Annotated in this window: 24 protein-coding genes; all 24 read right to left on the reverse strand. The window is 42.7% G+C overall.

Going from position 1 to position 25,619, the window contains the following annotated elements; translation table 11 throughout:
• Nucleotide 1 precedes the first annotated feature (1 nt).
• The gene (locus NST47_RS32195) at nt 2-1,624 is read right to left on the reverse strand and encodes an extracellular solute-binding protein (protein WP_341158783.1); all 1,623 of its coding nucleotides are present in this window, start codon (nt 1,622-1,624) and stop codon (nt 2-4) included.
• A gap of 212 nt (nt 1,625-1,836) precedes the next feature.
• Nucleotides 1,837-4,158, reverse strand: a complete 2,322-nt coding sequence (locus tag NST47_RS32200; protein ID WP_341158784.1) for a helix-turn-helix domain-containing protein — start codon at nt 4,156-4,158, stop codon at nt 1,837-1,839.
• 178 nt (nt 4,159-4,336) lie between these two features.
• Nucleotides 4,337-5,245 (reverse strand): dihydrodipicolinate synthase family protein, encoded by a 909-nt coding sequence (locus tag NST47_RS32205; RefSeq protein WP_341158785.1) that lies wholly within the window; start codon nt 5,243-5,245, stop codon nt 4,337-4,339.
• A gap of 209 nt (nt 5,246-5,454) precedes the next feature.
• Entirely contained in the window at nt 5,455-6,069 is a 615-nt protein-coding gene (locus NST47_RS32210; RefSeq protein ID WP_341158786.1) for a glycoside hydrolase family 73 protein, read from the reverse strand.
• Nucleotides 6,066-6,389 carry a hypothetical protein gene (locus NST47_RS32215; protein WP_341158787.1) on the reverse strand — a complete coding sequence of 108 codons (324 nt, stop codon included), beginning with the start codon at nt 6,387-6,389 and terminating at the stop codon, nt 6,066-6,068. Before NST47_RS32215 ends, NST47_RS32210 begins: the two co-directional genes overlap by 4 nt.
• A gap of 40 nt (nt 6,390-6,429) precedes the next feature.
• Nucleotides 6,430-6,705, reverse strand: a complete 276-nt coding sequence (locus tag NST47_RS32220; protein ID WP_076233256.1) for a hemolysin XhlA family protein — start codon at nt 6,703-6,705, stop codon at nt 6,430-6,432.
• Between the two features lie 75 nt (nt 6,706-6,780).
• The gene (locus tag NST47_RS32225) at nt 6,781-9,384 is read right to left on the reverse strand and encodes a GBS Bsp-like repeat-containing protein (RefSeq protein ID WP_341158788.1); all 2,604 of its coding nucleotides are present in this window, start codon (nt 9,382-9,384) and stop codon (nt 6,781-6,783) included.
• Nucleotides 9,385-9,401: 17 nt separating this feature from the next.
• Nucleotides 9,402-9,866, reverse strand: a complete 465-nt coding sequence (locus tag NST47_RS32230) for a hypothetical protein (protein ID WP_341158789.1) — start codon at nt 9,864-9,866, stop codon at nt 9,402-9,404.
• A gap of 18 nt (nt 9,867-9,884) precedes the next feature.
• The gene (locus NST47_RS32235; protein WP_341158790.1) at nt 9,885-10,526 is read right to left on the reverse strand and encodes a hypothetical protein; all 642 of its coding nucleotides are present in this window, start codon (nt 10,524-10,526) and stop codon (nt 9,885-9,887) included.
• Nucleotides 10,519-11,694 (reverse strand): baseplate J/gp47 family protein, encoded by a 1,176-nt coding sequence (locus NST47_RS32240; RefSeq protein WP_341158791.1) that lies wholly within the window; start codon nt 11,692-11,694, stop codon nt 10,519-10,521. The genes NST47_RS32235 and NST47_RS32240 overlap by 8 nt, the downstream gene beginning before the upstream one ends.
• Entirely contained in the window at nt 11,684-12,043 is a 360-nt protein-coding gene (locus NST47_RS32245; protein ID WP_341158792.1) for a contractile injection system sheath initiator, read from the reverse strand. Before NST47_RS32245 ends, NST47_RS32240 begins: the two co-directional genes overlap by 11 nt.
• Nucleotides 12,025-12,474, reverse strand: a complete 450-nt coding sequence (locus NST47_RS32250) for a Gp138 family membrane-puncturing spike protein (protein ID WP_341158793.1) — start codon at nt 12,472-12,474, stop codon at nt 12,025-12,027. The genes NST47_RS32245 and NST47_RS32250 overlap by 19 nt, the downstream gene beginning before the upstream one ends.
• Complete coding sequence (locus NST47_RS32255) at nt 12,471-13,265, reverse strand: phage protein (protein WP_341158794.1); 795 nt, start codon at nt 13,263-13,265, stop codon at nt 12,471-12,473. The genes NST47_RS32250 and NST47_RS32255 overlap by 4 nt, the downstream gene beginning before the upstream one ends.
• Nucleotides 13,258-13,584: a phage baseplate plug family protein gene (locus tag NST47_RS32260; RefSeq protein ID WP_341158795.1), complete on the reverse strand. Its 327-nt coding sequence runs from the start codon at nt 13,582-13,584 to the stop codon at nt 13,258-13,260. The genes NST47_RS32255 and NST47_RS32260 overlap by 8 nt, the downstream gene beginning before the upstream one ends.
• 18 nt (nt 13,585-13,602) lie before the next feature.
• Nucleotides 13,603-14,046, reverse strand: coding sequence for a phage baseplate protein (locus tag NST47_RS32265; protein ID WP_341158796.1), 444 nt, complete (start codon nt 14,044-14,046; stop codon nt 13,603-13,605).
• Complete coding sequence (locus NST47_RS32270) at nt 14,034-16,346, reverse strand: hypothetical protein (RefSeq protein ID WP_341158797.1); 2,313 nt, start codon at nt 16,344-16,346, stop codon at nt 14,034-14,036. Before NST47_RS32270 ends, NST47_RS32265 begins: the two co-directional genes overlap by 13 nt.
• A gap of 45 nt (nt 16,347-16,391) precedes the next feature.
• Nucleotides 16,392-16,592, reverse strand: a complete 201-nt coding sequence (locus tag NST47_RS32275; protein WP_076233247.1) for a hypothetical protein — start codon at nt 16,590-16,592, stop codon at nt 16,392-16,394.
• Entirely contained in the window at nt 16,573-16,866 is a 294-nt protein-coding gene (locus tag NST47_RS32280; protein WP_076233246.1) for a hypothetical protein, read from the reverse strand. Before NST47_RS32280 ends, NST47_RS32275 begins: the two co-directional genes overlap by 20 nt.
• Before the next feature lie 49 nt (nt 16,867-16,915).
• Entirely contained in the window at nt 16,916-17,311 is a 396-nt protein-coding gene (locus tag NST47_RS32285; RefSeq protein ID WP_341158798.1) for a phage structural protein, read from the reverse strand.
• A gap of 30 nt (nt 17,312-17,341) precedes the next feature.
• On the reverse strand, nt 17,342-18,361 hold the full coding sequence (locus NST47_RS32290) for a DUF3383 family protein (protein WP_341158799.1): 1,020 nt from the start codon (nt 18,359-18,361) through the stop codon (nt 17,342-17,344).
• A 12-nt stretch (nt 18,362-18,373) separates the two neighbouring features.
• On the reverse strand, nt 18,374-18,859 hold the full coding sequence (locus NST47_RS32295) for a phage neck terminator protein (protein ID WP_341158800.1): 486 nt from the start codon (nt 18,857-18,859) through the stop codon (nt 18,374-18,376).
• A gap of 407 nt (nt 18,860-19,266) precedes the next feature.
• On the reverse strand, nt 19,267-20,703 hold the full coding sequence (locus tag NST47_RS32300; RefSeq protein ID WP_341158801.1) for a right-handed parallel beta-helix repeat-containing protein: 1,437 nt from the start codon (nt 20,701-20,703) through the stop codon (nt 19,267-19,269).
• Between the two features lie 118 nt (nt 20,704-20,821).
• Nucleotides 20,822-24,325, reverse strand: coding sequence for a hypothetical protein (locus NST47_RS32305; RefSeq protein WP_341158802.1), 3,504 nt, complete (start codon nt 24,323-24,325; stop codon nt 20,822-20,824).
• Nucleotides 24,326-24,419: 94 nt separating this feature from the next.
• Entirely contained in the window at nt 24,420-25,607 is a 1,188-nt protein-coding gene (locus NST47_RS32310) for a hypothetical protein (RefSeq protein ID WP_341158803.1), read from the reverse strand.
• Nucleotides 25,608-25,619: the final 12 nt, after the last annotated feature.

Consider the following 25,619-nt stretch of genomic DNA (forward strand, 5'->3'; position numbering starts at 1 on the left):
CTTATTTCACTCTGGCTAGAGCATCATTATAAATTTTTTCGATATCGCTGGCCCCTTTATCCTTACATTGCTTGATAAAGTTATCCCAATCGTTCAAAGCCCCATCGGTCATAATATATTTATCCATATTTTGGGTCATAAAGGCATCCAATTGTGTTCTCAATTGTTTTAATTTCTCCCGCTCATCCTTGTTAAACGGAGGATCGAACGACTGTCTGAAGGCAAGACCATCGGTTAAATCCTTCAGGTTCTTATCTCCCCATTCAATGAATTCCTTAGGCTGTGACGCAATACTCGGATTGTCATCCGCATACAAACCCATGCCCAAATAACCTAGGCCAAGCGCAGATGCCATAGCACGGTAAGGATCCGGCTTATCTTTAAATTTATTCAGCGTAGCATCGGAAATTTTGTACACGTTATTCGCGAAGGTGTAGTCGGTGTTCTCTACGCCCCAGCTCGTCAGCTTCATGCCTTCATCGCTGTACATCCAATCGATAAATTGGATCACTTGATCCGGATTTTTGATTTTGGCACTGATCGCATAGGATTCACCCAGATGGTCTAATTGGTACACGGCATTCCGTTTAACTCCCTTGTCGCTCTCCATCGTAGGCAGCAGGTCAAACTTGGCTTCAGGCTCCTTCTTTTGCAGAGCGAGGTTGAAATTTGTTGCAAATCCATTATTGTCCTGGAAGAACAAGGACTTGCCTGAGCTTAGCTTCTCCTGCCAAATTTGCGATGTGGCTGTTGCATAGTCAGGGTCCAGCAGCTTTTCCTTATACAGCTTATGAAGATACGTCACCGCATCTTTAAATTCAGGCATCGCCGGGCCAAATTTGTATTGCTTCAGCTTCGGATCATAGTATACCTTTGTGCCATTAATATTCGTGTAACCGCTGCCAAATCCAAAAGCAATCGGATTGAGCAGATTTTCTGTTCCGGTCAGACCATTCGCGGCGCGGCTTGTGAAAGGGAACGTGTCCGGATAGGCTTCTTTAAATTTCTTTAACACCGTATAAAGCTCCTCGTAGGTTGTAGGCGCCTTCAAATTCAGCTTGGTCAATAAATCAACACGGATCATCGGTACCTGACCTGCCTGAACCGCCCATTTTTGCACCAAAGGAAAGCCAAACAGCTTGCCGTCAAATTTGTTTTTGTTAATTTCCGGGTGCTCTTGGAGAATTTTTTTGAAATTCGGCATCTTCTCCAGATAAGGTGTCAAATCCAGAAAAATACCTGAATCTGCAAAGTTGGACAGATCATCCTGCTTCACCATAATAACGTCCGGAATACTGTTCGTGGCGATCAAGGTTTTCTTTTTATCATCATAATTGCTTTGAGGTGTACTCTGTAATTCCAGCTTTACATTTTTCTTTTTCAAAATTTCCTGAACAGCCTGTGAATCGGATACCAATGCCTGAGACGGATGCTCATATCTCATCCATGATAAAACGAGAGGCTTGCCGCTATCCGCCGGTTTGGCCGCTTCTGCTGGCTTTGCCGTTTCCGCTGGTTTGGCCACCTCGGCTGGTTTCGCTGTATCCCCGCAGCCTGCTAGCAGACCTCCTAATAAAGCAACCGCACAGCCCGCCCCTACATATCCCTTTTTTCCCTTTTGCATGTGTCTTCCTCCTTAGTTTTTTCGCAAAAAATAACTTCGTAGGCCTGAACATCCTGTACTCGCTTGTTGACACTTTCAGCATAAGGGCTGCAGACTGCCTTTGAATATAACCAAAAGGGAATAACGTAAGCCGTTATTCCTCCTCAGGTTCGATGATTCATTTTTCCCCTATGAACTAAAAAGTCGCTTTAAGCCTGGAGCATGGCCTCTGTTCAGGCATCCTTGCGATAATGGGCATTCCGGTAATCCATGGGGGATATACCTTCGTGTTTTTTGAAAATGCGCAAAAAGGTGGTGCGGCTCTCGATTCCAATCTGCTGGGCGATATCGCCGATTTTCAGATCTGTATTCAGTAACATTTCTTTCGCTTTGGACATCCGAATCAAGCTGATATAATCCGTAATACTTGTACCTGTGATTTCTTTGAAAATGCGGGAAATATATTTGGACGAGAGACCTATTTCATCAGCAATACTTTCCAGATATAAATCTTTGGCGTAATTGTTTTCGATATGGCTCGTGATCAACGAGATGACGGTTACCGCTTTGCGCTCCGGCTTCACGACCGTTTCGGTAATAATTTGCTCATAAAAAATGAACAATCGCCGTGTTCGATCTGCCAGCTCGTAGGGTGACATATTTTTGTCGGTCAGCGCCGTATAATCCTCCTCTGTCAGCAGCGAATACGTGCTCACCTGTCTTTCCGTTAAATAACGATTGCCTGTATTGAATAGCTCAACCAACAAAGCACCCAGATAGGTGTAGGAGACACCTCGTTCCTGATTGATGCGGATGAGCCCCTCCACTTCGGTAATAAGCAGCTCCAGATCGCCTGATTTCAGAGCGTTCACCACTTTATTTTCATCCAAAAATGAATAATAGTAGTTTTGCTCAATCGCCAAATCGGTGGCATCCATAATCGACATTTCCGAATTTCTTGAGCTTTGCATGGCCGTAACGGCATCACTATACGATTTTTTAACGTCATTAACCTTACTGTATGGCTTACCGAGACCAATAATAAGCTCGCAGTAGATCATATCGTATTCAAAGGTTTGCTTAATCGTCTCCAAAGCCCGGTTGAGTGAAGCTCGTTCACTATCCTGCTTGAGGTTAACGACACAGACGTACAAATTCTGATCGTGCTCCATCAAGTAGCTATTCACATACTGCTGCATAATACCCTGTAGAACCTTTTTCATCTTCTCGATAATCATAAGCCGGTCTGCTTCTACGATATCGTGATAAAATCGCTCCTTGTATTGAAAGAGGAAGCAGCAGCATAAGTAGGTCCCGCTCTGAAACCCGATCTCCTCGATCATTTGCTTCATCGGTTTTTTTTGCGTCCAAGGGTTGCCCTTGATCAGACTGGAGAAAAATTGATCCAGCAGCTCGTTCGAATACATGCTCAGCTTCTGGTTTGTATCATAGTTTTGCTGCACCAGCTGGTGAATACGACTTCCTATCACCTGAAATTCATCTCGTCCGCTGCCGATTTGGCTACCTTTTTCACTTTGCAGCAAAATATCTCTTATATTTTTGATCGGATTATAGATGTTGACGCTAAAGCGGAATGAAAATAAGATCCCAATCACCACCAAGCTGATACAGATCCACCAAATCAGGCTGAGAATACTCGATGATTCATTGTTAAAGGAATGCGTTGGCGTGATGGAATAATAGTCCCATCCGTACGTGTCTGATGAAATCCGCACAATCATCGACTGGGTTTGGTCGACCTTGGCATATACCGTCTGGACGGGTCCCTGCTCAAAGAGGCTCCTGATTTGCTGAATCGTGCCTTCATTCCACGCGCCGCCGTTTAATAGTGTATGATTATTTTTATCTATAATGACATAGGCCGTCGAGGGGAACAGTGAGTTGTTAGTCAAGGTTGTCATAATCGACTGTACCGATATCATCGTGACCATAGCAGCCAGCTTACCATTGAGATATTGCGTCGTTACGCTTGGAATGACCATCTTATTCGAGCTTTCCGCATAACGGGAAACCATACTTGGCGGCAGCAGCTCAAAAAAACCGCTCTGCTGAATTCTTTGTCTCCAGAACTCTTTATTGTAAGCGTCCAGATGATACGATTTATCAAAAAATGTCTCGAAATTGATCGCACCTTCACTGGTATACACCTTTTCATCGTCTATATACAAAAATATGTTATCTATGAAAGAACTCACCATATTCTGGTTCGCCGCTATCGCTCGCACAATAAAAGGTAAGCTCGCTTTTTCCTGATCGGTAAGAACCGAATACGGTTTGATCGTTTGACTCACGACATCGCTGATAAGTAAATTATTGTTGGTCGATTGGGCCATGCCTAAGTAAACATCAATCGTTTTGGAAGATGACTTCAGATTGACAACAAGCTTCTCTGAAACTTCCTTTTTAATCAGTTGATCCACATTAAAAAATACGATCAATCCGATAATTACGATTGGAATTAATAGGGAAAGGAAATATAGCAGAATCTTTAGAAAAAGCTTATTTTGGGTATTGGGCAGCTTGACTCGGTACATAGACATCCCCCCTTTTCTCTCTAATGTAATCGATTTCATACACTTATTATAGGCTGTCTCCAGCTCTAATTACAATAAAAAGAAATTAAAGAAAACCTGGGGAAGGTTCTCCGCCAGGTTCATGGATCTGTTACGCTATGTATGCGAATTGTCGGAGGACCATTTTATAAACCGACGGTTAATTAGTTGACTCCTTGGTAAGCTTGATTACATAATCGGTCAGCTCTTGGGATATGGCTTCGTGGTAAGCATCAAATGGCAATATCGGCTGGCGAACCCGCCTTGTCTTATATATACGTTGTTCAAATAGCAGATGCTTAAAAAAATGAATCGAAATATCGAGGTGCTGATTAGCAAAGGATAATACCGGCAGCAGCCGATTAAATAAGTCCTTGGCCGCCTCTCTCTCACCCTGATGGTATAAGGAATAGATCTTCACGTAAATTTCGTGCATTCCCGTAGGCATGAAAGCGTGTACACCTCGATCCAGACCTTCGATGAGCTGGCTGACAGCCCAGCCTCCTGCTACATGCAATTGCCCGCCTGTCGCCTCGATCACCTGCGAATATTTAACTCCGGCTGGAACAACTTCTATTTTCAAGCTTCGAAAAACGTCAATTTCTTTAAACAACTTAATAATTAAAGGTACGGGCAGACCATAGCCTTGAAAGTCCCAATCCTGGAGCATCAAAAAATTCGGTTGTAAATCGGCAATTTCCCTGACACTCTGTTCATATTGCTGATCGTTGTCATAAGGAATGCTTACCAGCACGCCCTCACAGCCCAGTTGAATTAATTGCCTGGCATAACCAATTCGCTGCTCACTCGTCTGTGCCGAAGCACCTCCAATGACGTGTACTTTTCCTTTCACTTCTTTAACTACCGTTTCAACCAGCAGTTTTCTTTCAAGGTCGCTTAGCTTGCCTACCTCACTAGCCATAGCGGGAATAAGGAACCCGGCGACTCCGGAATCCAAGGCCACATTTACATTGGTTCGAAGTGACAACACATCGATGGTGTCCTCCTCGGTAAAGGGCGTGTTGAGTACAGTAACAATTCCATTCATGTTCAACAATTGTTTATTCATCCTGCTCCTCTTTTCGTTCGGACTATGGGACTATGAATGAACTCCATGGCTATGAAACCTTACTATTAGTATACGGGCAACATACCCTCTTCACAACAAAAAAGGGCCCTATCCCAATCAATGAGATTAGCCCTTTGTATGCTTGGTTCCTTACACAGTGCACCTGCTTGTTGCGCACCTTTTCCTGTGTAACCCTATTCTGAATGGGCCTATTCCTCGGGTTGCCCTGACGCCTTGCGAAGCTCGTTGGCCAAACGGTGGCATTCCTGCCGGGACCCAGGATCATCCACAGCCTCATAGGCTGCTTTCAGAAAAGCGATGATTTTATTGGCATCATTCGGAGCTAGCATATAGGGTTCAACCTCGCTTTCCGTATCACATGAGAAATCCCAGTTATTCAGGCCCCATTTGTTAATAATCGCAATCAGCTTTGCGGCATAGCTCGGGTCTGTTGCGTAACCAGCCGTTTGCAGTGCTTGGGCAGCACCCTCGTAATCTTTATCGGCACATCGGTCAAAAAAACCAGCTCTCGCATAACGTCCATTTTCGATTAAAAACTGCGAATGATCCCATACGCTGCCGATCCAATCGTCATACACACGGAAACCATCCGTCACATTCAGCCAATGGCCGTTAATCAACTCCTGTGTTTCCTGCAGCTGCCCGGAACCTTTAATGCCAAACAGATTGTTACCGGGTGCCGCTGCGCCCCAACCACTTTCCAGTGCACCTTGGGCTATCGTAATGCTGGCCAAAATCCCCGTACGCTTCATTTCCTCAACGGCCCAAGGTGCCAGCTTGTCAATAAAATCTTGTGGGTTCATACGCTGCGCTCCCCCTTCTCCTTGGATTCGTTAAGCTCTGGTGGGTGAATGGATTTATTGTGCAAATGCCCAGCCGCCGCTGCCACCAGAAAAGAGTTAGCAAAATTAAGGATATACAGCCGCCAATCGCTGCCGTTCGCGCCAATAGCGAGCTGTGAAGCGAGCAATATCGCGTAAGCAACCATCACTGCGTATATATCGGTAGGCATCCTTAGCCAACGATCCACCTGGTTTTTCGTATACTGCACAATAAAAAAAGTCAACAAAGAAGCCCCACCCATAGCAGACAAAGCCTCCCATGTAAAAAATTGATTTTCCATCCTGTCGCTCCTTTCCTCCCGACTCTATGATATACAGCTATCACGGGGTCGTATTGAGGCCTCCCTTAATAATAAAACCGATAATAGCCAGGATGATCGCTCCAATAACGGTAGTCGCCAGCCAGCTGGTCAGCTTATCAATCTTATCCAGCCGCCGATGCGCCGACTTGGTCGATTCCATCGCTTTCTTGGCAATCGTCTCGACTTCTTCCAGCTTTTTGGACATATCCTTGAGGGTATCCATTTTCGTAGAAAGCTCCCGCAAGTCAATTCTCACATTGGTTAGCTGATCCTGAATCTTCTGAGCTTCTTCCATTTATTCTCCTCCTCCTCCACCAACTTTCTTGTGAAAAAAATAGCCCCGCTTGGGTGCAGGGCCAGAATTAATCTTTTATTTGGATAACGCTTTAACACCTTGAGGTGTATTTATGCGTTCTGATGATGCATTTGGATCTGAGGGATCAACAAGCTCATAACATCCCACTACACCACTGCCACAAGCTATACGATATGATTTCGATCCCAATACACCCGAATCAAGAGCGTAAATCGGAAGCATGATATCCGCATCTGCTTTATGAATCTTTCTTGTCCCAATCTGCTTTTTTGTAATAAACTCTTTATACGTGTAGGAGCTCTCATTCCCCGCTTTATCATGGTATGTCACCGTGTAACGGTATCTCTGTCCTGCTTTTAATCCCGTTTGCGTGTACGTAGTCACATTTCCTAAATCATTGCCCATATGGAAAACGGCCCCCATAGATGTACCGTCCCATTCATACAGATAAAAGTCGGTACTTTTTCTGCCTGAAGAAGGATTAGGATCAGAAAACGCATCCCAAGTGAAGGTTGCCGTTGTCTGCTGGTAGATAACTTTTGGGTTAGGATCGTTGGCTAAAACGGAGTCCACCGTTGTATGCATATAAAGATAGCCACTTGCGTTATTGGCTCTGTCATAAGCCATAACAGCTATTTCGTAGTAACCATCCCCGCTTATTGGCACATCATAGTACCAGCTGGTACCATTTTGTGTCCCGTTATAAACACTTCCCCAAGCATTCCAAGTGGCTCCATTATCTGTGCTTTTACGGAATTGGAAAGTAACATTTACAACCCCTGAAGTAGCATCGGATACGTTACTTATTGTGTGCCTAATTGTCCCAGAGTTTTGATTGGAATACCTCTCACCATCGCCACTGCCGATGACTGGCTTGCTTGTATCATGCATAACATTAGCAGTTTTGGGAGCTCCGCTATTTGCTACATTACCTGCATTATCATAAGCTCTAAAATCAAATCCCCAATTACCCTCGATGTTCATACCCGATACATCAATAGAATAGCGATTTCCCCCAACTGAGGAAGCATTGCCGATGTCGTAATAGGAACCATCAGGACGTACTTGATAAACTTGTACTCGATTTATTCCAGATAAAGCATCAGATACACCTTCCACATAAACAGTTGCCGTTGTACCATTTGTATACTGTTGTGGACTTGGTGCTCCAATTGTTGGTGGTGTTCTATCAACAATTGTTGCATTATTTCCTATCATTGCACTATTTCCTGCATTATCAAATGCATAAATGTCCGTTCTATAAGTTCCTTCTTCATTATTATGAAGACTCAACGGAACATCATAATACCACGTACCTCCACCTGCGCTAACACCGCGTACAACTGGATTTGTCTGCCAATCACCTGTTAAGTCGTCTTGACCATTGTAGTCAGTCCACGTAGGAAACTGCACTCGATTTACTCCAGAAAGTGAATCCGATACGCCATAAGCATATACTCGATAAGATCCGTTAATAGGAACGCTTACTACTTGAGTTCCGGTAACGCTTGACGCGGTTGGTGCAACAGTATCATAGTAAACCCATGCGTCAAATCCACTCGACTGATTTCCAGCAGGATCAACAGCATGAAATCTGGTTAATCGTGCACCATTCCCTTCATTACCAACAGGGAAATCGAAGTACCATGTGTTACCACTCTGAGATGCTTTGCCTTGATACACCCAAGCATTTTGCGCCATATTGAGCATATGAGCGTCAACATAGGCTACTCCATTACCATCTGAAACGTTATCAGCGTAGACACGGATTGTAGATACATTTGTATAAATCGGTGATGTTCTTGCGTTACCAGTCGGCGCAACTGTGTCTACAATAAACCCAATAACTCCATAGGGAGATTGCACACCTGCTTTGTCCCTTACATAAACACGGAAATGGTAAGCGCCATCCCCTAATCCTGTTATCGTGTGTGAACCAACACCAGAACCTATCCATCCTGTGCTGCTAAGTAAAGTAGCATTATCAGAACCAAATAAATCAACCCAATAAGCAGTTTGATAATCACCAGCATCAGGATCGCTAAAATTCCATGTAAATGTTGGGTTAGGTGTATTAAACTGATGCCAGTTTGGAGTTGTAATAACAGGTGTATTTGGAGCAGCATTAGGTGGTGTAAAATCTACAACTAAATATGGAACAAAATCCTGTGAATAACCTTGAGCAACACACTCTCTTGTATAAAACGTTAAATATCCTAAGCCCCACATCATTGTTATACCATTATTAGGTCTAACTCCCCTTAGCCAGTAATCTACCCATTGAGTAATATATGGGCTACTAATAGCAAAAGGTACATTTGCTGGTTGCGTTGTTGTTGCATTCCAATTAAATGAATCAGTATAGCTTGTTCCTGAGTTGCCGCATGTCATTGTATATTCATTCCAGCCATTAATATTAGCCGCTAAGTCCATTCGCCAATTTAGACCGCCAGTAATTGTTGTATAAGGAGTTAGTACAAGATATGAGTTATTAATAACTGATCCAGCAGGAATTTGAGATAAATCAAATCTAATATATGATCTTTTATACGTATCATGGTCTATTAGCCAGCTGCTACCATAGTTAACGTTTATTGTAGACCCACTTCTACAGTCTACATAAGTATCTGCATTACTATAACATCTTATTACTGCCATTTAAATTACACCCTCCTTTACAAATCGCTTCTGAACCATGTTTCCCCAATTTCAGGTGAAACAGGGTCAGAAGTTCTTATAGGAAGTACAAATTTTCCTTGTGCTTTTAACGCTCCCGTAACGATAGCTCCTGCAAACGTCGGTGAATCCGTTGTTTTCACACCTTGGTTCATCCTATAACCATTAACCATATCCGCATTCAGATGGTCAACTTGAGTTTCGCTGTCTACAGTCAGAGGTGCTGTACCTGTCGCTACCGTAGAAATCAGCCGTGGAGCAGTCAGAGGACCTGTAAAAGTTGGGGAATCCATCGGAACTGCCTTCTCCTGCAACTCCTTCAAAGCCTCATACGTCCTGTTCTGCGTCCAGTTCAGCCAATCAGCAGGCGGCTTCTCGCCAGGTTTCCAGCCTTCGTTGCGTTTTGTCAGAGGCGGCTCGATACCGGCTGCTTTCCATACGGGTAGTTCTTTATTAAAAGCCATGCTATCCACGCTCCTTGTTTATATAGGTAATTCCGTTTCTACAGAAGGGGTGAAAACCGCGCCTAACGTGCCGCCTGTAGTCTGATCGATATCGGCAAAACCGACAGCTGTATCCGTCTCAAGCTCTTCACCACTGGCTAATGAAAAGGTCCCCTGCAGTTCAACCGCATCAACCCTTACACCAGCGGCAACAGTTCTCTGAATAATACGTGCAAATTGCCTCAAATCGATTTCCGAATCGCTAATCCGACTTAATGGAAGTCGCAGCAGCGAGATCGCAGCAGGCTCAGGCTCCAAGGACTCGGTATATTTCTCCTGAATTTCAATCTCTGAATATTCAGCTTTGACAGCCAAAGCTATGACGCGGATTACCGTATTGATGTCTCCCCGCGATAAATTCCGGGCGATTTTGGTTTTGATCAAAATTCGGTATACCTGATCCGATGCCGCTCCTCGCGGTTGCGCAACATTTTGGCCAATGCCATCCAGCGTTGTGCCCTCAGCCAGATCAATATCCCGCCATTTTTCCATCGTATCCAAGGTTTGCAATAAATCATTCAGCTGATCATTTATGATCGACAGCAGCTTGCCGATGTTGCTCTGCGGGCTTTTATTATAGTTATCCGTTAATAGCCTCAGCATATCGCGGACATTAAGCATGACTGACCACCTCAATATCACTGTGAATCACCTGAGCTACCTGATTGCTGGAAATCACAATATTGTCCGATGCATAGCCACCAGCTGCTGCCATTTGCAGACTCACGTCCTCAACACCCTCTACTTTGTAGATCGCGCTAATCAGCTTCGTATAAATGACGTCACTACCCATAGCCAAGCCGCTGTATAACGATCCATCGCTGTCCTCTCCGCCAATATACCGAATGGCAGCCGAGCGTATTTGTGCGTTTCCATCTGCAGGAAATTGCGCATTGGTCCTGATGTTCGCACGCACATGAATGGCAACCTCCTCGGCATAGCTGAATTTGATCGTATGAGGAGCTCCAGACAAATCGGTCACAGTCCGTGACACGCCACCGTAAGACTCAATGCCAACAGCCTTCGTATCCAAAATACTTTGTGCAATCGCATCCGCATCGCCTCCCAGTACATAGGCCTCAAAGCTTTTGCCTGGTCGCCCTTCCGTATCTGTAAGCAGCGAAGTGTTTTCAATGATCGTCGCAGCACGAACACCAGGCACACGCAGCAATGCACCTCTAATCGAATCCAAGGTACCTGCCCCACCACCAGATACAGAAAGTGTGAACCGTTCGCGGAATTCGGGATCAGTCTCTTTTTCCCTACCGCCAGCAGCAGCAACAGCATTCGTTACGGAGGTCACATTCGGATTCGGATTTACAATCTCAATGATCGTTCCTGCTGCTACATTACCGCGAGCTCCAGCGACGGAAGCACGAATAGCTCCAGTTCCCAAGCCTGTCCCATCGAGAGTCACGCTGTTTACTGTTGTGAAATAAATCCCGTTTTGGGTACGGACAGAAAACCCGGCGGGAATCGTATACCCTGCTGTCCCGACAAATTTCACGTTGCCCGAAGCATACTGTTCAGCAATTCTTGTGATCCCGACATGAGGTCCAAGACGATCCTGCTGGACACCCTGTGCCGTATTAATATATGCTGAAAAATACACATCCTCCGCTTTCTCCCAAGGTTTACTCAGAAACCAGGCAAAGATGCGCAGCAAAATGCCCAAAGGTGATCTCTCTGAGGTATTGACGGTTTCCCCATAGGCTTCCCGTGCTTTTGCTTCCATTTCGACGATCAGATCGGCATACCGTTTTCGTTTAAAGCCCTGACTATCCAACATCCTGAATCACCTCGCCTTCTACTTTTTGACCATCAACAGCTGTTGCGGTGAACCGCACATCCATCGTCCGGTTTTTGGTATCATAATCAAAATTGATTTTATCGACCATCTTAATACGAGGTTCCTGAAACAAGCCCTGCCGGATTTGCTCACGCATTTCCTCTTCATTCAAGTTCTTCTCCAGAAAGGCGTTGAACTTGATCCCCATATTCGGATTCAAAAACCATTCGGCTTTGTTCGTACCAAGTACATTCTTTACACATTGGGCAATCTCTTCCTGTCCATTAACAACCACAAGCTCCCCCAGCTCCATAACCAGGTCTCCATTAATTAGTTTAAAAGACTCCATGGCAGCACCCCCACAATAACAGCATCATTTTTACTATGCCTGCGCTTGCTGTCCGGCGAGGCGATCTGACCTGACAGCGTGTTCTTGATTTCCACATCAGCACAAACGACCAGAACGATATCGCCCGCCATCACTTTCGGTATACCGATCAAATCGTGCTCCTTCACAATAACCGTCCGTTCAACTCCATTATCAATGATCGTCAGCTCATGTTCCTTCACTGTATTTTTCTGACCAAGCATAGGTACATTTTGGATTACCGCTGGCTGCATATCACCTGCACGAACCAAAGGCTGCACAACCGCCCTGCAGTTGACCGTATCAAAGGAAATCACTTTACAAGGGAAACTTACATACAGATCATTTAAGGCCTTGTCCAACATTCCGGAAATAAAAGCATTCGCAGCACTTCCCGCATCTACGACACTCATGGATAAATCCCCTCCATTTCCGTTACAAAATCCGAACTGCTGCATTTGTGCGAGCCCTTGCGGATATGCAGCTTTTTGATAGAGCGCTTGGCAGTCAGCTCAACGACAGAAGCGGTTGTGATGAGATGTTGCAGCTGGGATTTGATTCTCATGCCTTTAAGCTTGTCCTCACCATCGTCGAATTCTTCAGGCTGGCCGATCAAACCGCTGTCTGCCGACAAATAAACGACGGCATCGTTACCGAGACGCAAGTTACGAATATATAACTCACCCTTGTTGATATAAGCACTTGTTCCGCAGTCGGCGGCTATTTTTTTAATAATATCGGTAATTTCCCCGGTGGCCGTGTAACCATCCTCGTAATTCATATCTTCATTTAAATACATTTGAGCAACTTTAATACCGAGTTCTTTTGTCATTTGTTCGAGAATCGTGCTTGCCTTTGTTTTTTCAGCAAAAGCAAGATCATTTACCTTACGATCAGACATTTTCTCAGCATCCAGTACATGGATCGTGGTAATTTTATCTACACCGCTGTACTGAGTTGAACATTTGGAAATATTGCCTTTCAGAATGGTTCCTGTATTTCCTTTATATCCGGCGTTAATGATAAGCTCTTCTTTTAGCTTGAAGAGATTTATGGTTGTATCTGTAAGATTGTAAATTTTAATCTCGCTTTCATTGGGCAGCAGATCATTATCGAATGGGACGGTAAATTCTATCGTAAAATCCTCGTTGGACAAGAGCTTAGACCCCACCCGTATTTCGACAACACGACCGAAATTAACCATATGCAGCCTCCCACTCGACCACACGCAGAAATACAGTCGTTCCCAACGTTTGGGCGTTGACCTCCACAGATTGCCCCGATGCATCAAGCGGAATTAGCCCTACCTTCGGGAATCTGGCATCCTCTATATCGTGAAATAACGGCAGTCCGTACAGCAGCTTTTCGCCATAAACCAAAGGCTCTTTATTTTTATAAAGATCGACAGTAAAATAATCGAATCCGGGGTTGTAATGAAATTCCATCTCATAAAGCGTACCGGCAAGTGAAATCTCAAAACGATATGGTATTTTTTGTTTATCGATATTAATGATTAATGCCAATAGTATAACCTCCTAACGCTACTCATTCGTCGTTTCAACCGGTTGTTGTACCCCTGATACAGTAACCGGAGCCGTTTCCGTGCTGACAGGAAAAGATTGGCTGCCGATTTCAGCTGTTCTGGCTATGCGCACTTCCTTAAGACTAGCGGAAAAAGACATACCATCGGCTATCTGATGAGTGTGTGTACTGCGAAAGCTGGTCAGAATTCCATAAAATCTATTGCGCCCCTCGTATACGACAAGAGTACCGGCTTCCATCAAATTCAAAATATTTTGCCGGATTTGCCCCGCTTCTTGAGGATTCTCACTGACAATGATTCCGCTGATGTTCATCGTTTTTGCTTTTGATCGCACATGATCCATCAGGTCAAGTCCACTTTCAACCGGCTGCTCCGTGACCTCAATTTCATAAGAAGGATCTTCCGTTTCGACCAATATATGAATACCATTTATAGTTGCCATGATTGAACCCCCGCAATTCCCTGCCTGCGTGCAGCGCTTTCGAATACTTCCTGAATCGCCAGCTTGACTTTTTCAGCAATATCCTGAACCGTTGAATCGTTGCTGACTCCGTTGAGCGTAATGTTGATTACAGGATTGATGTCTGTATTTGAAGCGTTACTATATGAAGCTGGACTGTAAGCTGCCGGCGCTGTTTGAGCACTTATTGCGCTATTTTTATGAGCTGGATTATCGATAAAATTTGTAGAGAATTCTGGAGCTATTGAACCTGCGAGAATACCATTTATCATTGTGTCCTTAAAAGGAAACTGCACTGCTTCTGCTATTTGCTCAGATGAACCTGCCACTCTTTCTTGGCCATTTTGTATACCAATCGCAAGGCCTGTCGATGCCATTGAACCGAGTCGCATCATTACTCTTGAAGGGGATCTTATTTCTAATTCATCTTGTGCGCCTTCAGTAACAGCGCTGGTTGTTCCTCTTATAGAATTATAAAGGGCTATTGGGTTAGTGAGACCTTTTTTTAGACCTTCTAAAATATCTGCTCCCATGTGATCCATACGAACAGGAGCCAATTTAAGTTCTTTCCTCAATCTGTTTATGGGTTCCAATATTGCAGCTGACAAATTAAATTCAGACACATACTTTACTAGAGCATCAAAACTTTCCTTTATGCCACTAATAATTAAATCCAATCCCTCTGATATCAGTTTTTTTTGCTCTTCGCTATTTGGCATTTCAAAAAATTTTCCTAAAAAGTATTTAAGTCCTCCATCGAAAATTTTCCCTAAACCACCTTTTATACTTACTAGTAATCCAGATAAAAAAGATATAATCTGATCTTTATAGATCATAATGGAAGCAGTAATCGCGGCAAAGGGGCCTGAGAACATTGTTAGAAGTAATGGCCACATTTCGTTAATAAAGTTAAAAATATTTTTAAGACCCTGCCAAATCAACATAAAATTAATGATGGTTAATGTAATTCCTGGAGAAGCAACAAAGCTAGCAAACGCAATAAAAATAGTGTCAATATGTTTTAACAAGTAGTTTATAGTACTAACAGTCCCTTTTAATATTACACCTAAAATAGGACCAACCATGCCTATAAACCTTTCAATAGCTGGCATAGCATCAACAAAACCGTTTGCCAAATCCTTAGCTGCTTGTTGAATAGCAGGAAGTGCGTCCCCAAACAATCCCATTAGTTGTGAAGCAATTGGACCAAAGTCATTCAAAATAATGTTCCCTAGCTTCCCAACTTTATCACTGAATGTCTCAGAATTTTTATAAGTTCTATCAACGGTTCCTGTGGCATTCTTTAAATATTCACTCTTGTTTACTTCATTATCATTATCATTTTTGTCTTTTTCTGTTTTATCAAAAAGACCTTTACGTATTCCTATAGTCAGGTCTGAAAATACTTGTTTGTTCATATCATAAGTTGGTGTACCTTCTTTAAAACCAATAGCTTTCATAACCAAACTAGTAGCTTCTTCATTTGTAGTAGCATGTTTGGCCTTATCTATAATCCCTGCAAATTCCGTTTTATAATCCTTTATATCATTTGCAGACATTTGTCCTAATGCAGTATTGATTCCTGACTCCAAGGTTTCGAAATTCATACCCGCTTGTTTCCATTCCCCTTGAAAATCAAGTATACGATCAAAATCCATTCCTAAATCTTTTAGCTTAGGGCCTATTTGTGCTGTTTGATTACTCAGTGCAACTACATCGATACCTCTATTCTGCGAGACTGCTTGAATTTTATCTAATGTTCCTCTGCCATCTTGACCAGCAATGTCGTTTTTATTCATCATATCGGTAAATGCGGATGATAGTTCAATGCCTTCTTTATTGTTCATTCTTGCAGTCAATAAGATCAGTTCAGTTAAATTTTGCAAGTTAGAACCAACCATGCCTGTTTTCGTATTCACGTCGATCATTACATCAGCAGCTTCTACAGCATCATTCGGAACCTGCTTCATTATTGTTTTATGGGATTGTATAAGCTCATTCAAATCTTTCCCGGTTTTACCTGAACCCACTTTAATAACACGCAAAGATTGTTCATACTTGTCGCTTAATTGCATCATTAATGAACTAACCTCGTTAATTCCGGAAGATATTCCGGAAATAGAACTTTTACCAATATCAAATACTGGCTTGTAAGTACTAATAACCGTGTTAGTCGCTTCTATTCCTGACGTTCCTTTCCTTCCTAAACGCGCCATTCTGGACAGCCCCATTGCTGACCCTGCAATTTCTGCAGCTCCTGCTGCTACTAATGGTGCAACCATATCCCCCTCACCACCCTTCCCTTCAAAAGAACAAAGAAGCGTCCATCAGGAACGCTTCTTCGACTTCTCCATATTTTTCTCCATCATCTCGATGTACATATCGAGCGCCGCATTGGCCTCGGCCAGATCGTCCTGGTCCATCTGGTTCAGCTCGCTGTAGGTAATATTCATATCACTCAGCAGCAGGCGCCACATGCCCCAGTTGCGTTCCGCCCGCTGACGCGCTTCACTCCTGGTTATGGTCATCCGAGGCTTCCTCGTCTTCGCCTTCAAGGAAACGGAAGGAGGCCGCAATCACATCGTTGAATTCCTTTTTATCGCTGCCAAAATAATCCCAAGAGATTTTCGGCTCGACAATGACGTTTTTCATCATTTCCTCAGCCAGCTTTTCTTCCTGCGGAACTCCGAACTTATTTTTTACACGGTCGCTGATTTGTGCCGCCGCACGTACACCCGGGAATTGGAATGTATAGGCTTTACCACTGCGGGATGTATAGTTTTTTTGTTTAAAGTTGCTCATGTATCCATCACTCCTGCTCGTATTGTTATTGATATGCGATTGACCAATCTTAAGCTAAATTAAGATCCATGGCCTGAAATTCGTATTCGCGGTCCTCGGAATCCTTGCCGTACTTGCGGTCAGCCTGCTTTTTTAGAAAAGCCTGCGTTACCGTGGTCGTCTGCTTCGGCTCGTTGTACGAAATGATGCTGATGGGAACCAATTTACCGGTATTAGCCAAGCTGTCAAGAAATGTAGTCTGTGGACTTGTTTGCTGCAGTGTGATTTTGATCGTGCCCAAGCTGTTATTAATCTTGGTGCGCACCGCATCACCCATAGCACCGACCTTGGTATCGTAATTATTTTCATCCTTGGAGATTTCCACCATGCTTTCGCCAAGTCCAGTCATAAACACACCGTCTACGGTAATTGATACGTTCTTCGGATCATAAGTTGTTGTAGCCATTTTTATTCCTCCTCATAATGTTATTGCATCTTAAAATTGGATAACGCCATGGATCGTAGCATCATGTACAGCACCAGCAAGCTCGAAGTAAAAAGAGCCATCATTATAGCTGCGGGCCGCACGGTCGGCAGGGTCTACTTCATCGCGGGATTTGAATGTCGTTCCATACAGGCCCAGTCCATCCTCGTCACTTGCAATAATGCCCTGATTGTGCGCACGCTGAAGCACAGTTTTGACTACACCCTCGATTTGGGCAATACCCGCTGTGGTGTAAGGAACCTTTGGTGTGCTGTTCAACAGCTTTTGAACTCCATATTCGATCGAAAACTTCACATAATCTCTGGCGTGGATAATATCGATATATTCGGCATCGACCACCCGGCCTTCCGTCGTTACCGCATCACCTGCTTTGGAAATATAAGCGTTCGCACCCAGATTATGAATCGCCAACAACTCACTGCTGGACAGCTCCAACGGCTGGATACCGTTCAACTTTTTGAATTTCCAGGTGATGCTGCCTACAGGTGCAGAGCCAGCTGCTCCAACCCATGCCGCTTCCGGATAATTGGTGATCGTTGTATGATAGAGAACGGTCGTACGGGTATAATTTTTGGCCTTGATTGCCGCCAAATCCGTTAAGCTTGACGAGCGAGTAAAGAACTGATGGGTTCCATCGGCTTCAATCTCATCAGCAACAGCCAGCACGTCCACCTTGGCAGCTGAGGTACTGATCAGGAAATACCAATCTTTATCCAGAACAGCCTGCAAGCGTTGAGCCAGTGTTTCCTCGGACTCGCCTGTTGTCGAATTGCGGCAAGTAATAGCAATCACGGAAGGTGCTTGATCACCTTGGGCAAAAATCGCCTGTGCCGCTTTATATTCCTCTGTGGTTTCAATAAAATCCGCTTTAACACCCGCCAAATCGGTGTATTCTTTATATTCGGAACCACCTGCTTTTGCTCCGAGAATAAGTACCTTACCAAAACCTATACGCCCTACTGGCTTTTGAATATCAATGACAACTGTTACGTCTTTTTTTGAGTTGACCATGTTAATTCCTCCCTATTTCCAATTTACTGTTTGAATAATTCCTTGATTCATATCCACTACACTTGCGGTGCGGAAGGTCACATACAACTGACTCCTACGCTCCCATACCTCTTCAATAACCGTATCGCGGTTTTTAATCTTTCCAGCCTGTTCGACAACCAGATCGGCCCCCTGCTTTAAAACATCTTGGCCGACAATACGGAACCAATCGTGCATCCGAATCGCATTCGTCCAGCTCTCCAGCTGTTGGTTCGAGCAGGAATTCAAGCTGATGCGACAAGTAGGCTGCTCCGTGTACCGCTCCATCACTTCTTCAGTGCCAGCTGCAACAAGCGTCATGACCGGTGTACCACTTGGGTATTTGATGGGTCCGGAATAGCTGTACGTGATATACGGATATTGTGATGGCCTTACTTCATCCACCTGCACAACCGGTATACCAAGATGAGCACTCAAGCCATCGGCAATTACCGTTTGAATCAACTCCAGATCAATCATGGACACACCTGCCTTCCACTTGATGAAACCGACTTATGAGCCATCTGTTGTTGAAAGCGGGTGAACGCGACTGCTGTCGGCAACTCTTCTTCTTACTCGTCAACTTGGGTTGCTCCTTTCCTGCTTGGGCTCTGCTGCATCCTGCATGATCATGCTTTTGATTTAAAACAAGAACACTTGTTCGTATATTGTTCTCATTATTAGGTGGCAGTCGTAAGGGGCAGCTTACTGAAACTCTCGTGCAAGCCGATGATGAGTGCTTTTTATATGACATCAAATTTACATCTTCATCTTAGGCTCCCCCAACGATGATTCCGTAGGAAGTACTTATAGATGACATTTATCTCACCACGGTTTCTATAGTTAGTAAAAGAGTAATTATCTGCCCTTTATGCATAAATTTAAGCTTAGCTTCTATTTCCCGCCGTAATAATTGTACCTGTTCCAAGATCATTTACAGCAGTAGCGCCACCATTACTTAGGTCATTATTAGTTACTAAGTTGAAGCTTGTCCCCGTCCCAATTCTGATAGCGGCAGACGGTGATTTTGTTCCTTTACGTATAATGTTCATTTGTATATTATTGCTAAAAGTGCCCGCTCCTCCTGAAATATCGATCCCTATAGTTCCGTGGTTACTAATAGAGTTACTGGTAACTGCATGACTTGTTCCTGTTACGCGTATCCCAATACAGTCTTGTCCAAAGCCAGCGTCATTAACTCCTTGTACTATGTTGCCAGATACAATACTAGAAAGCCCCATCAGATAAATACCGCTTCCAGCAAATTGCTGATTAAATATGTTGGATACTTGATTCGTGTTAATGATGGCGTAAGACGAAGCAACGATACCCGTTGGTTCGTAGGCGCGCGTTGTCCCGTCATAACCACCGATACTACGCACGAAGCATCCAGTGATAATACAATTTGTAGAATTGTAGGCACTTATGCCTATGTTATAAAAACCTTCTGCGCGCACATTTCGTATCGTAACTCGATCTGCACTATCTAGCTTTACGCCGATAACTTGTCCGTTTAGTCCTTTTACATAAAGATTGCAAAGAGTCATGTACGAGGCACTTGCATTACAGTAAACAACTCTGTTTCCAGAAGCAGCCGCTTGTAATACAGTACTGTCCCCCATACCCTCTAATGTCTTTGAGGAATCAAGGCGTACCCCATTAAGTCCTGTATTATATGTGCCCTCCAGAAGTAACACTTTACCAGAGGTGATACTATCTAACGCAGATTGTATTGTAACTTCGTCACTTGTTCCAGTACAAACATAATCCGCTGATAATTTGGATTTTGGGCTGCTATTACTAGCTGCAACCACAACAGAAGCAGATCGGCTGACAGATTGAAAAAGCTCGTCCATACCGCCCTTAACGTTATTGGAGCCAAAGTTTGTGCTATTCAATGAGATCTGTTCCGCTGCATAGTCACCAGATGATGCCACAATATTCCCTATTCTGCCAAAAACAGTCGGTACAGCATCTGTATTATCAACCTTCTGCCACTCCACGCCGTTGCAGATTACCCAATCTCCAACCTTGAAATCGATGCTGTTGTAAGTCCCACCAGTGTCCACAACATAGTAATGACCTTTTGCTGTGCTTGCATTTGGAAGTGTAGGCATATTGGTAGTGGCATTCCACGTACTGATGTACTCTACTTGTCCAAGAATTGAGTCAGGTAGTTGACTTGCTGGAATCTTTGCTGTGTTGTCTAATCCAGCATATCCGTTACTTTGTCCTTTCTCAGATATATCTTGTTTTTCATGAATATTGTTTAAAATTTCAACTACCTCTTCATGAAGTTGCTCTTTTTTTATATAACCTGACATTCTAATTCACCTTCTTACAATTATTTTATCTTGCATTTTAAATTTGAAGGGATAGTAAAAACTCCTACTCCTTCAAAAATTGGTTAAAATTGTTGATTAATCCATTTAATTAGATTATTTATAACCATTGTAAAATCCTATCCAATGCTGGCGACGGTTCTCCATAAGGTGTTTGTACTGTTAATTGAATAGGTATGTCAGTAGTAAATGTACGAGTATCAAAAGCATAGTATACATACAAATCATCGTAAGTAGTAACAGGTGTTTGATACCCAGAACCCGTGTTATATAGAAAAGATAATACAACATTTTTTTCAAAACCTATCGTAACATTTGTACCGCCATTTATCACAACTGTAGTACACAACGTTGAAGCGATAGGATCAATCAACATAGTCTCATAACTCTTTAAATGAAAAAACTCTGTTACCGTGCGCGGAGTTCCTTGATATGTTCCCAATACCCCAAACAAATCAATACCTTTTTTGATGTTACTTGGTATTAAATCAGGATCGCCAACGACTATACCATTACCATTGTAGTAACCACCATCAATGGTTTGATTTGCAGCGCTTGGAAAAAACGTACGATCTCCACGATCAGGCATTGTCCCATTAGTCTCAGCAATATTTACGCCGGACAAAACATTACCAGCATCAAATGTTACTGCCTTGAAACTCAATCCGCTATAGTAACCTGCACCTAAATTAGTATCGGTATTTGTGGGATAATAATCTCCGCTTAGTTCCTGATTATTCGGCATCGTACCGACTAATCCGGTACTAGCTTCTGTACTAAAAGTTTGACCAAACAGTACATTAGAGGCTACCGCATTGCCTGTAGCAGGAACCAGTGTACCAGCTACACCAAAGATATCAACACCATTTTTAATATTTCCAGATACCAAATCAGCATCACCTTTGATCGTAAGTCCACCTTGATAACCTGCTGGAATAGGTATGTCCGTTGTGCTTGGATTTATGTCTCCGATAACACCAAAATCTGGCATGGTTCCAACTTGTTCCCCTGAACTATTCGTGAAAGTTTTTGGTGCTAAAACGTCTGATGGTAAGGCATCTCCTGAAGCAGTTGTGATACTACTGATATTGTCTATGAATACTTGTTTAGGATCATTAGCTGCTGTAGATACACCCTTGGCAGTGATAGCAGCAGCTACATCACCTTTAAATTCACTGCCATATTGAAAAAGCTCATTTATCGCACTTACAACACTTGTTTTGTCAGTGGTTAAAAGATTTGCTAATTGTCCTATTTTATTTTCAGAATGCAATTTAACATCTTTAATACTGCCATCTTCAATTTGACTTCCATCAATCATAGCCACAGTTGTAGAAATGTTTTTGAAGATAACAATGTTTAAATGAGTTCCTACAATCCAATTACCTGTTTTTTGTAGTTGTAAGCTATCGTTTGAAATCGTATAGTCAATATCTTTTTCTATATAAACAGAGTTTTCATAAACCATGATCATATCATTGTCTTTGTTAAATGATTCAATGCCAATATCTACACTAGAAGATGCTGTTGTTACATTTACAGTATTCTTAAGCATGACTAGCTTTCCACCAGCGGAAGCATTGATTTCATTAATAGCTGATACTAGATCGGTTTTATCGAGCGTTTGTAGATTAGACTTATCTCCAATGTCATCTGCTTTTGTAACAGCTTCATCAATTTTTACAACAGTTGATGTTGGCTTGTTTGTAATGTCATTCCAATCCAAACTTGTTATTACATCATCAGGGATTTGTGACAACGGGATCTTTCCTTGGCTATCCAAAGACGCTGGTGTAAATCCAAGTGCATCTTGTTTACCATCCCATTCAGTTATTTTGGAATCAGAAACCATACGATGTGTGCTGTCCTGCTTAACCAGAGTAGCTGGAAATTCAGCGTTACTATCTAGTTTTAATAGTTTATTCGCCGTTGTTCCTGAGTTCGCAATAATTGTAGGATGATCGGGTGTTCCACCAATAGCAATATCCGAGTTTGGAGATGTAATATCCGTTACTGTCCCTGCGCCATCTAGACCTCTTTGGGCAATCTTAATCCAATATGTCGTATCAGTAGGCAAATTCCCTATCGTAGCAGTAAAGCATTGATAGGTGCTGCCGATATAGACAACTTTATTCAATGGAACATAAGAATGAGCGTTGTTATAGTCTTCAAGTAGCATGAAAGCTTCATAACCATCTTGGCGAATATTTTCAGCACTTTCTCTATTTGCTTCACTTAATACTCTGTTACCTTCTGTATTATTCCTGTTGTCTTCCGCTAAAGCTCTTGCAGTTTCCTTGGATATTCTAGTAATTTCGTTGTTCTCTCTTGTGGATTCATAAGAATCTCTTAACACTTCTGTATCCAAGCGGTCTTGTTCAGCAGATATTCTTATGGATTCCGCGTTAACTCTGACCAATTCTGCCGTTACTCTGGAAGCTTCCTCATTGACCCTTGCCAATTCAGCGTTGAATCTTGATGTTTCTGCACCAACCCTGAGTAGTTCCTCTGCAACCCTTGCTGATTCAGCGTCAACCCGTGAAGTCTCAGCATTGACTCTTTCACTTTCCGAGGTGACTCTGTTTGCCTCAACAGTAACACGTGAAAATTCGGCTGCAACTCTGGCTAGTTCATCTGTGACACGATTGGATTCAGCCGATACCCTTGCCAGTTCCTGTACTACTCTATCGGATTCATTCGCTAATCTGGTTGTTTCTGAACTCAGTCTTGTGTTTTCCTCATTTACCCTTGCAGCTTCTGATGCTAAACGAATAACCTCAGCATCATCTCTTGCTGTTTCGGCAGTTACTCTAGCAAGTTCAGTATTGACTCTGCTTGCTTCTACATTAACTCTTGATATCTCTGCTGACACACGTGCTAATTCCGCTGTAACTCTTGAAGCTTCCGTATTAACTCTGTCTGATTCTACAGCAGCTCTAGATGCTTCTTCGTTCATCCGTGCTGCTTCTTGGTTTACTCTTGTAATTTCAGATGCTACACGAATAGCTTCTGCTGCTTGCACTGTGGTATTAGTGGCATTCGCTGCTGAAGCTGCTGTATTGGCATCATTTCCTTTGGCTAAAGCGTAATCGCCTTGAGTTTGTGCATAATCACCTTTAGAATTGGCATATGAAGCTGCTGTATTGGCTGCATCGGTTGCCTGTTCGGATTCAGCAATGGTTTCAAGAAGTTCTGGAATAGCGATAATGGCTTCCTGGCCAGCTTCAATAATCTCATTTAATGTTTCAACAACATTGCCATTTTCAGCCTTAGTCCACACTCGATCTGCTGGAAAGAATAATGCACCTCGACCATAATAGGTGAAAGAAAGTGTTTTACCTTCTGCTGAAGCATGAAAAGATATTAATCCTAAATTATAGTCCACGGAAAATTGAAGGTTTGCTGGTACTGTTTGAATAACTTCATTGTAATACGTGCTTCCTTCCGTAACTTGGACTCGATGAAACTCATCTGGAATTTCCGTGAGTTGAACTTTACCGTTTATGACCTTGAACGGTACATTGGTATAAGGGATATAAGGATCATTCCCTGTTCCTGATCGCATCTGACCAAGGATCGGTGAATTATAGTTGAAACTATTCATTTCACACCTCTTTTGTATATTTTATTTTTTATTGTGAAGCTATTCCTAATCGCTTCATTCACAAACTGAATTTAATCATTATTTATTCTTTAAATTATGGGATTGAGTTGATTGCGTCCCTCATGTCGTTAAAGTATGATGCCATTATGTTATCTCCAATTGAGCGATTAGTAGGTAATCTAGATACAAAAGAATTGTTCATACTTTTTAAGCTATCATAATAATATCCTCCAAGCTCTCCACCTCTAATTCCAGTTAATGCTTGATTAAACATCCATGACCAGAATAATTTGTCTACTTCATAAGGTGCTGTTGTGAAGCTAAGAGTCACAAGATTTTGATATGTTCTAAATCCATTTATAGCATCAGTGAATTGATTCCATTCTGTAGCAGTAAGATTAAATGGTTGTCCTGATGTTTTTGGTGTACTCCATGACCAATTTGAAGGTCTTAGAGCACCAAGCGTTCTAATTAAAGTCCATCCTGCACGATAATAAAGACCGTTAGCAGCCTGAGTAAACCCATATATTCCATATTGTGTTCCAGAATTTAATCCCTCAGCTACAGTTTTTGCAATACAAGCGTTGCTGCTTGAAGAAGCATTGACACTTCCAACTATGCCATTTGGTGGTGTACTTTGACCATCAGTAAATTCATTAAGACATATTCCTGCTCTTATATAGTTACTTGTATCAAAGTAATTAGATAATCTTATCATAAAGCCATTTGTCGTTGGATCTTCTAAGATTACTGATGGAGTTATGCCTACAACTACGAAATTTATTTTTGGACTAGTAAAATTTTCTCCACCAGATGCAGAAATAATAGCATAATAATTTCCATTCTCTTGTATCTCCCTATACATGGGATACGTTGGAAGTCCAGGCATATTATCAAAAAGCCAGCCAATCCACGCAAAGTAGACAGACCCAGGACTATATGAACCATTAGGAGGCGAAACAAGCGTGTAATTGTGTTGAAATACTACTGTAGTATCTCTTTCTCTATACCATGTTACTGTATAATTTACTGATGAATAAATACTATTCGGAGAAACATATAACACAACAGGTATTTCAGTATTTACAAAGTATCCTGTTACATCGAAATATGTAGTTGCATTGACTATACCCACAGGCCTAGTTAAGTTGTTAGTCCCTAAAACACCATCGTTCGGAAGTGGTTGACCAAATATATTTACTACATTTCCATTATTTCCTCTTAATCCCTTCCCTATATAGTATGGTGAAGAAGGAAGAGAAGGTGCTACAATATTTGCCATGAAATTCTCCAT

This window comes from Paenibacillus sp. FSL H8-0034 (assembly GCF_038000305.1).
In the GTDB taxonomy this organism is placed as follows: Bacteria; Bacillota; Bacilli; order Paenibacillales; family NBRC-103111; genus Paenibacillus_S.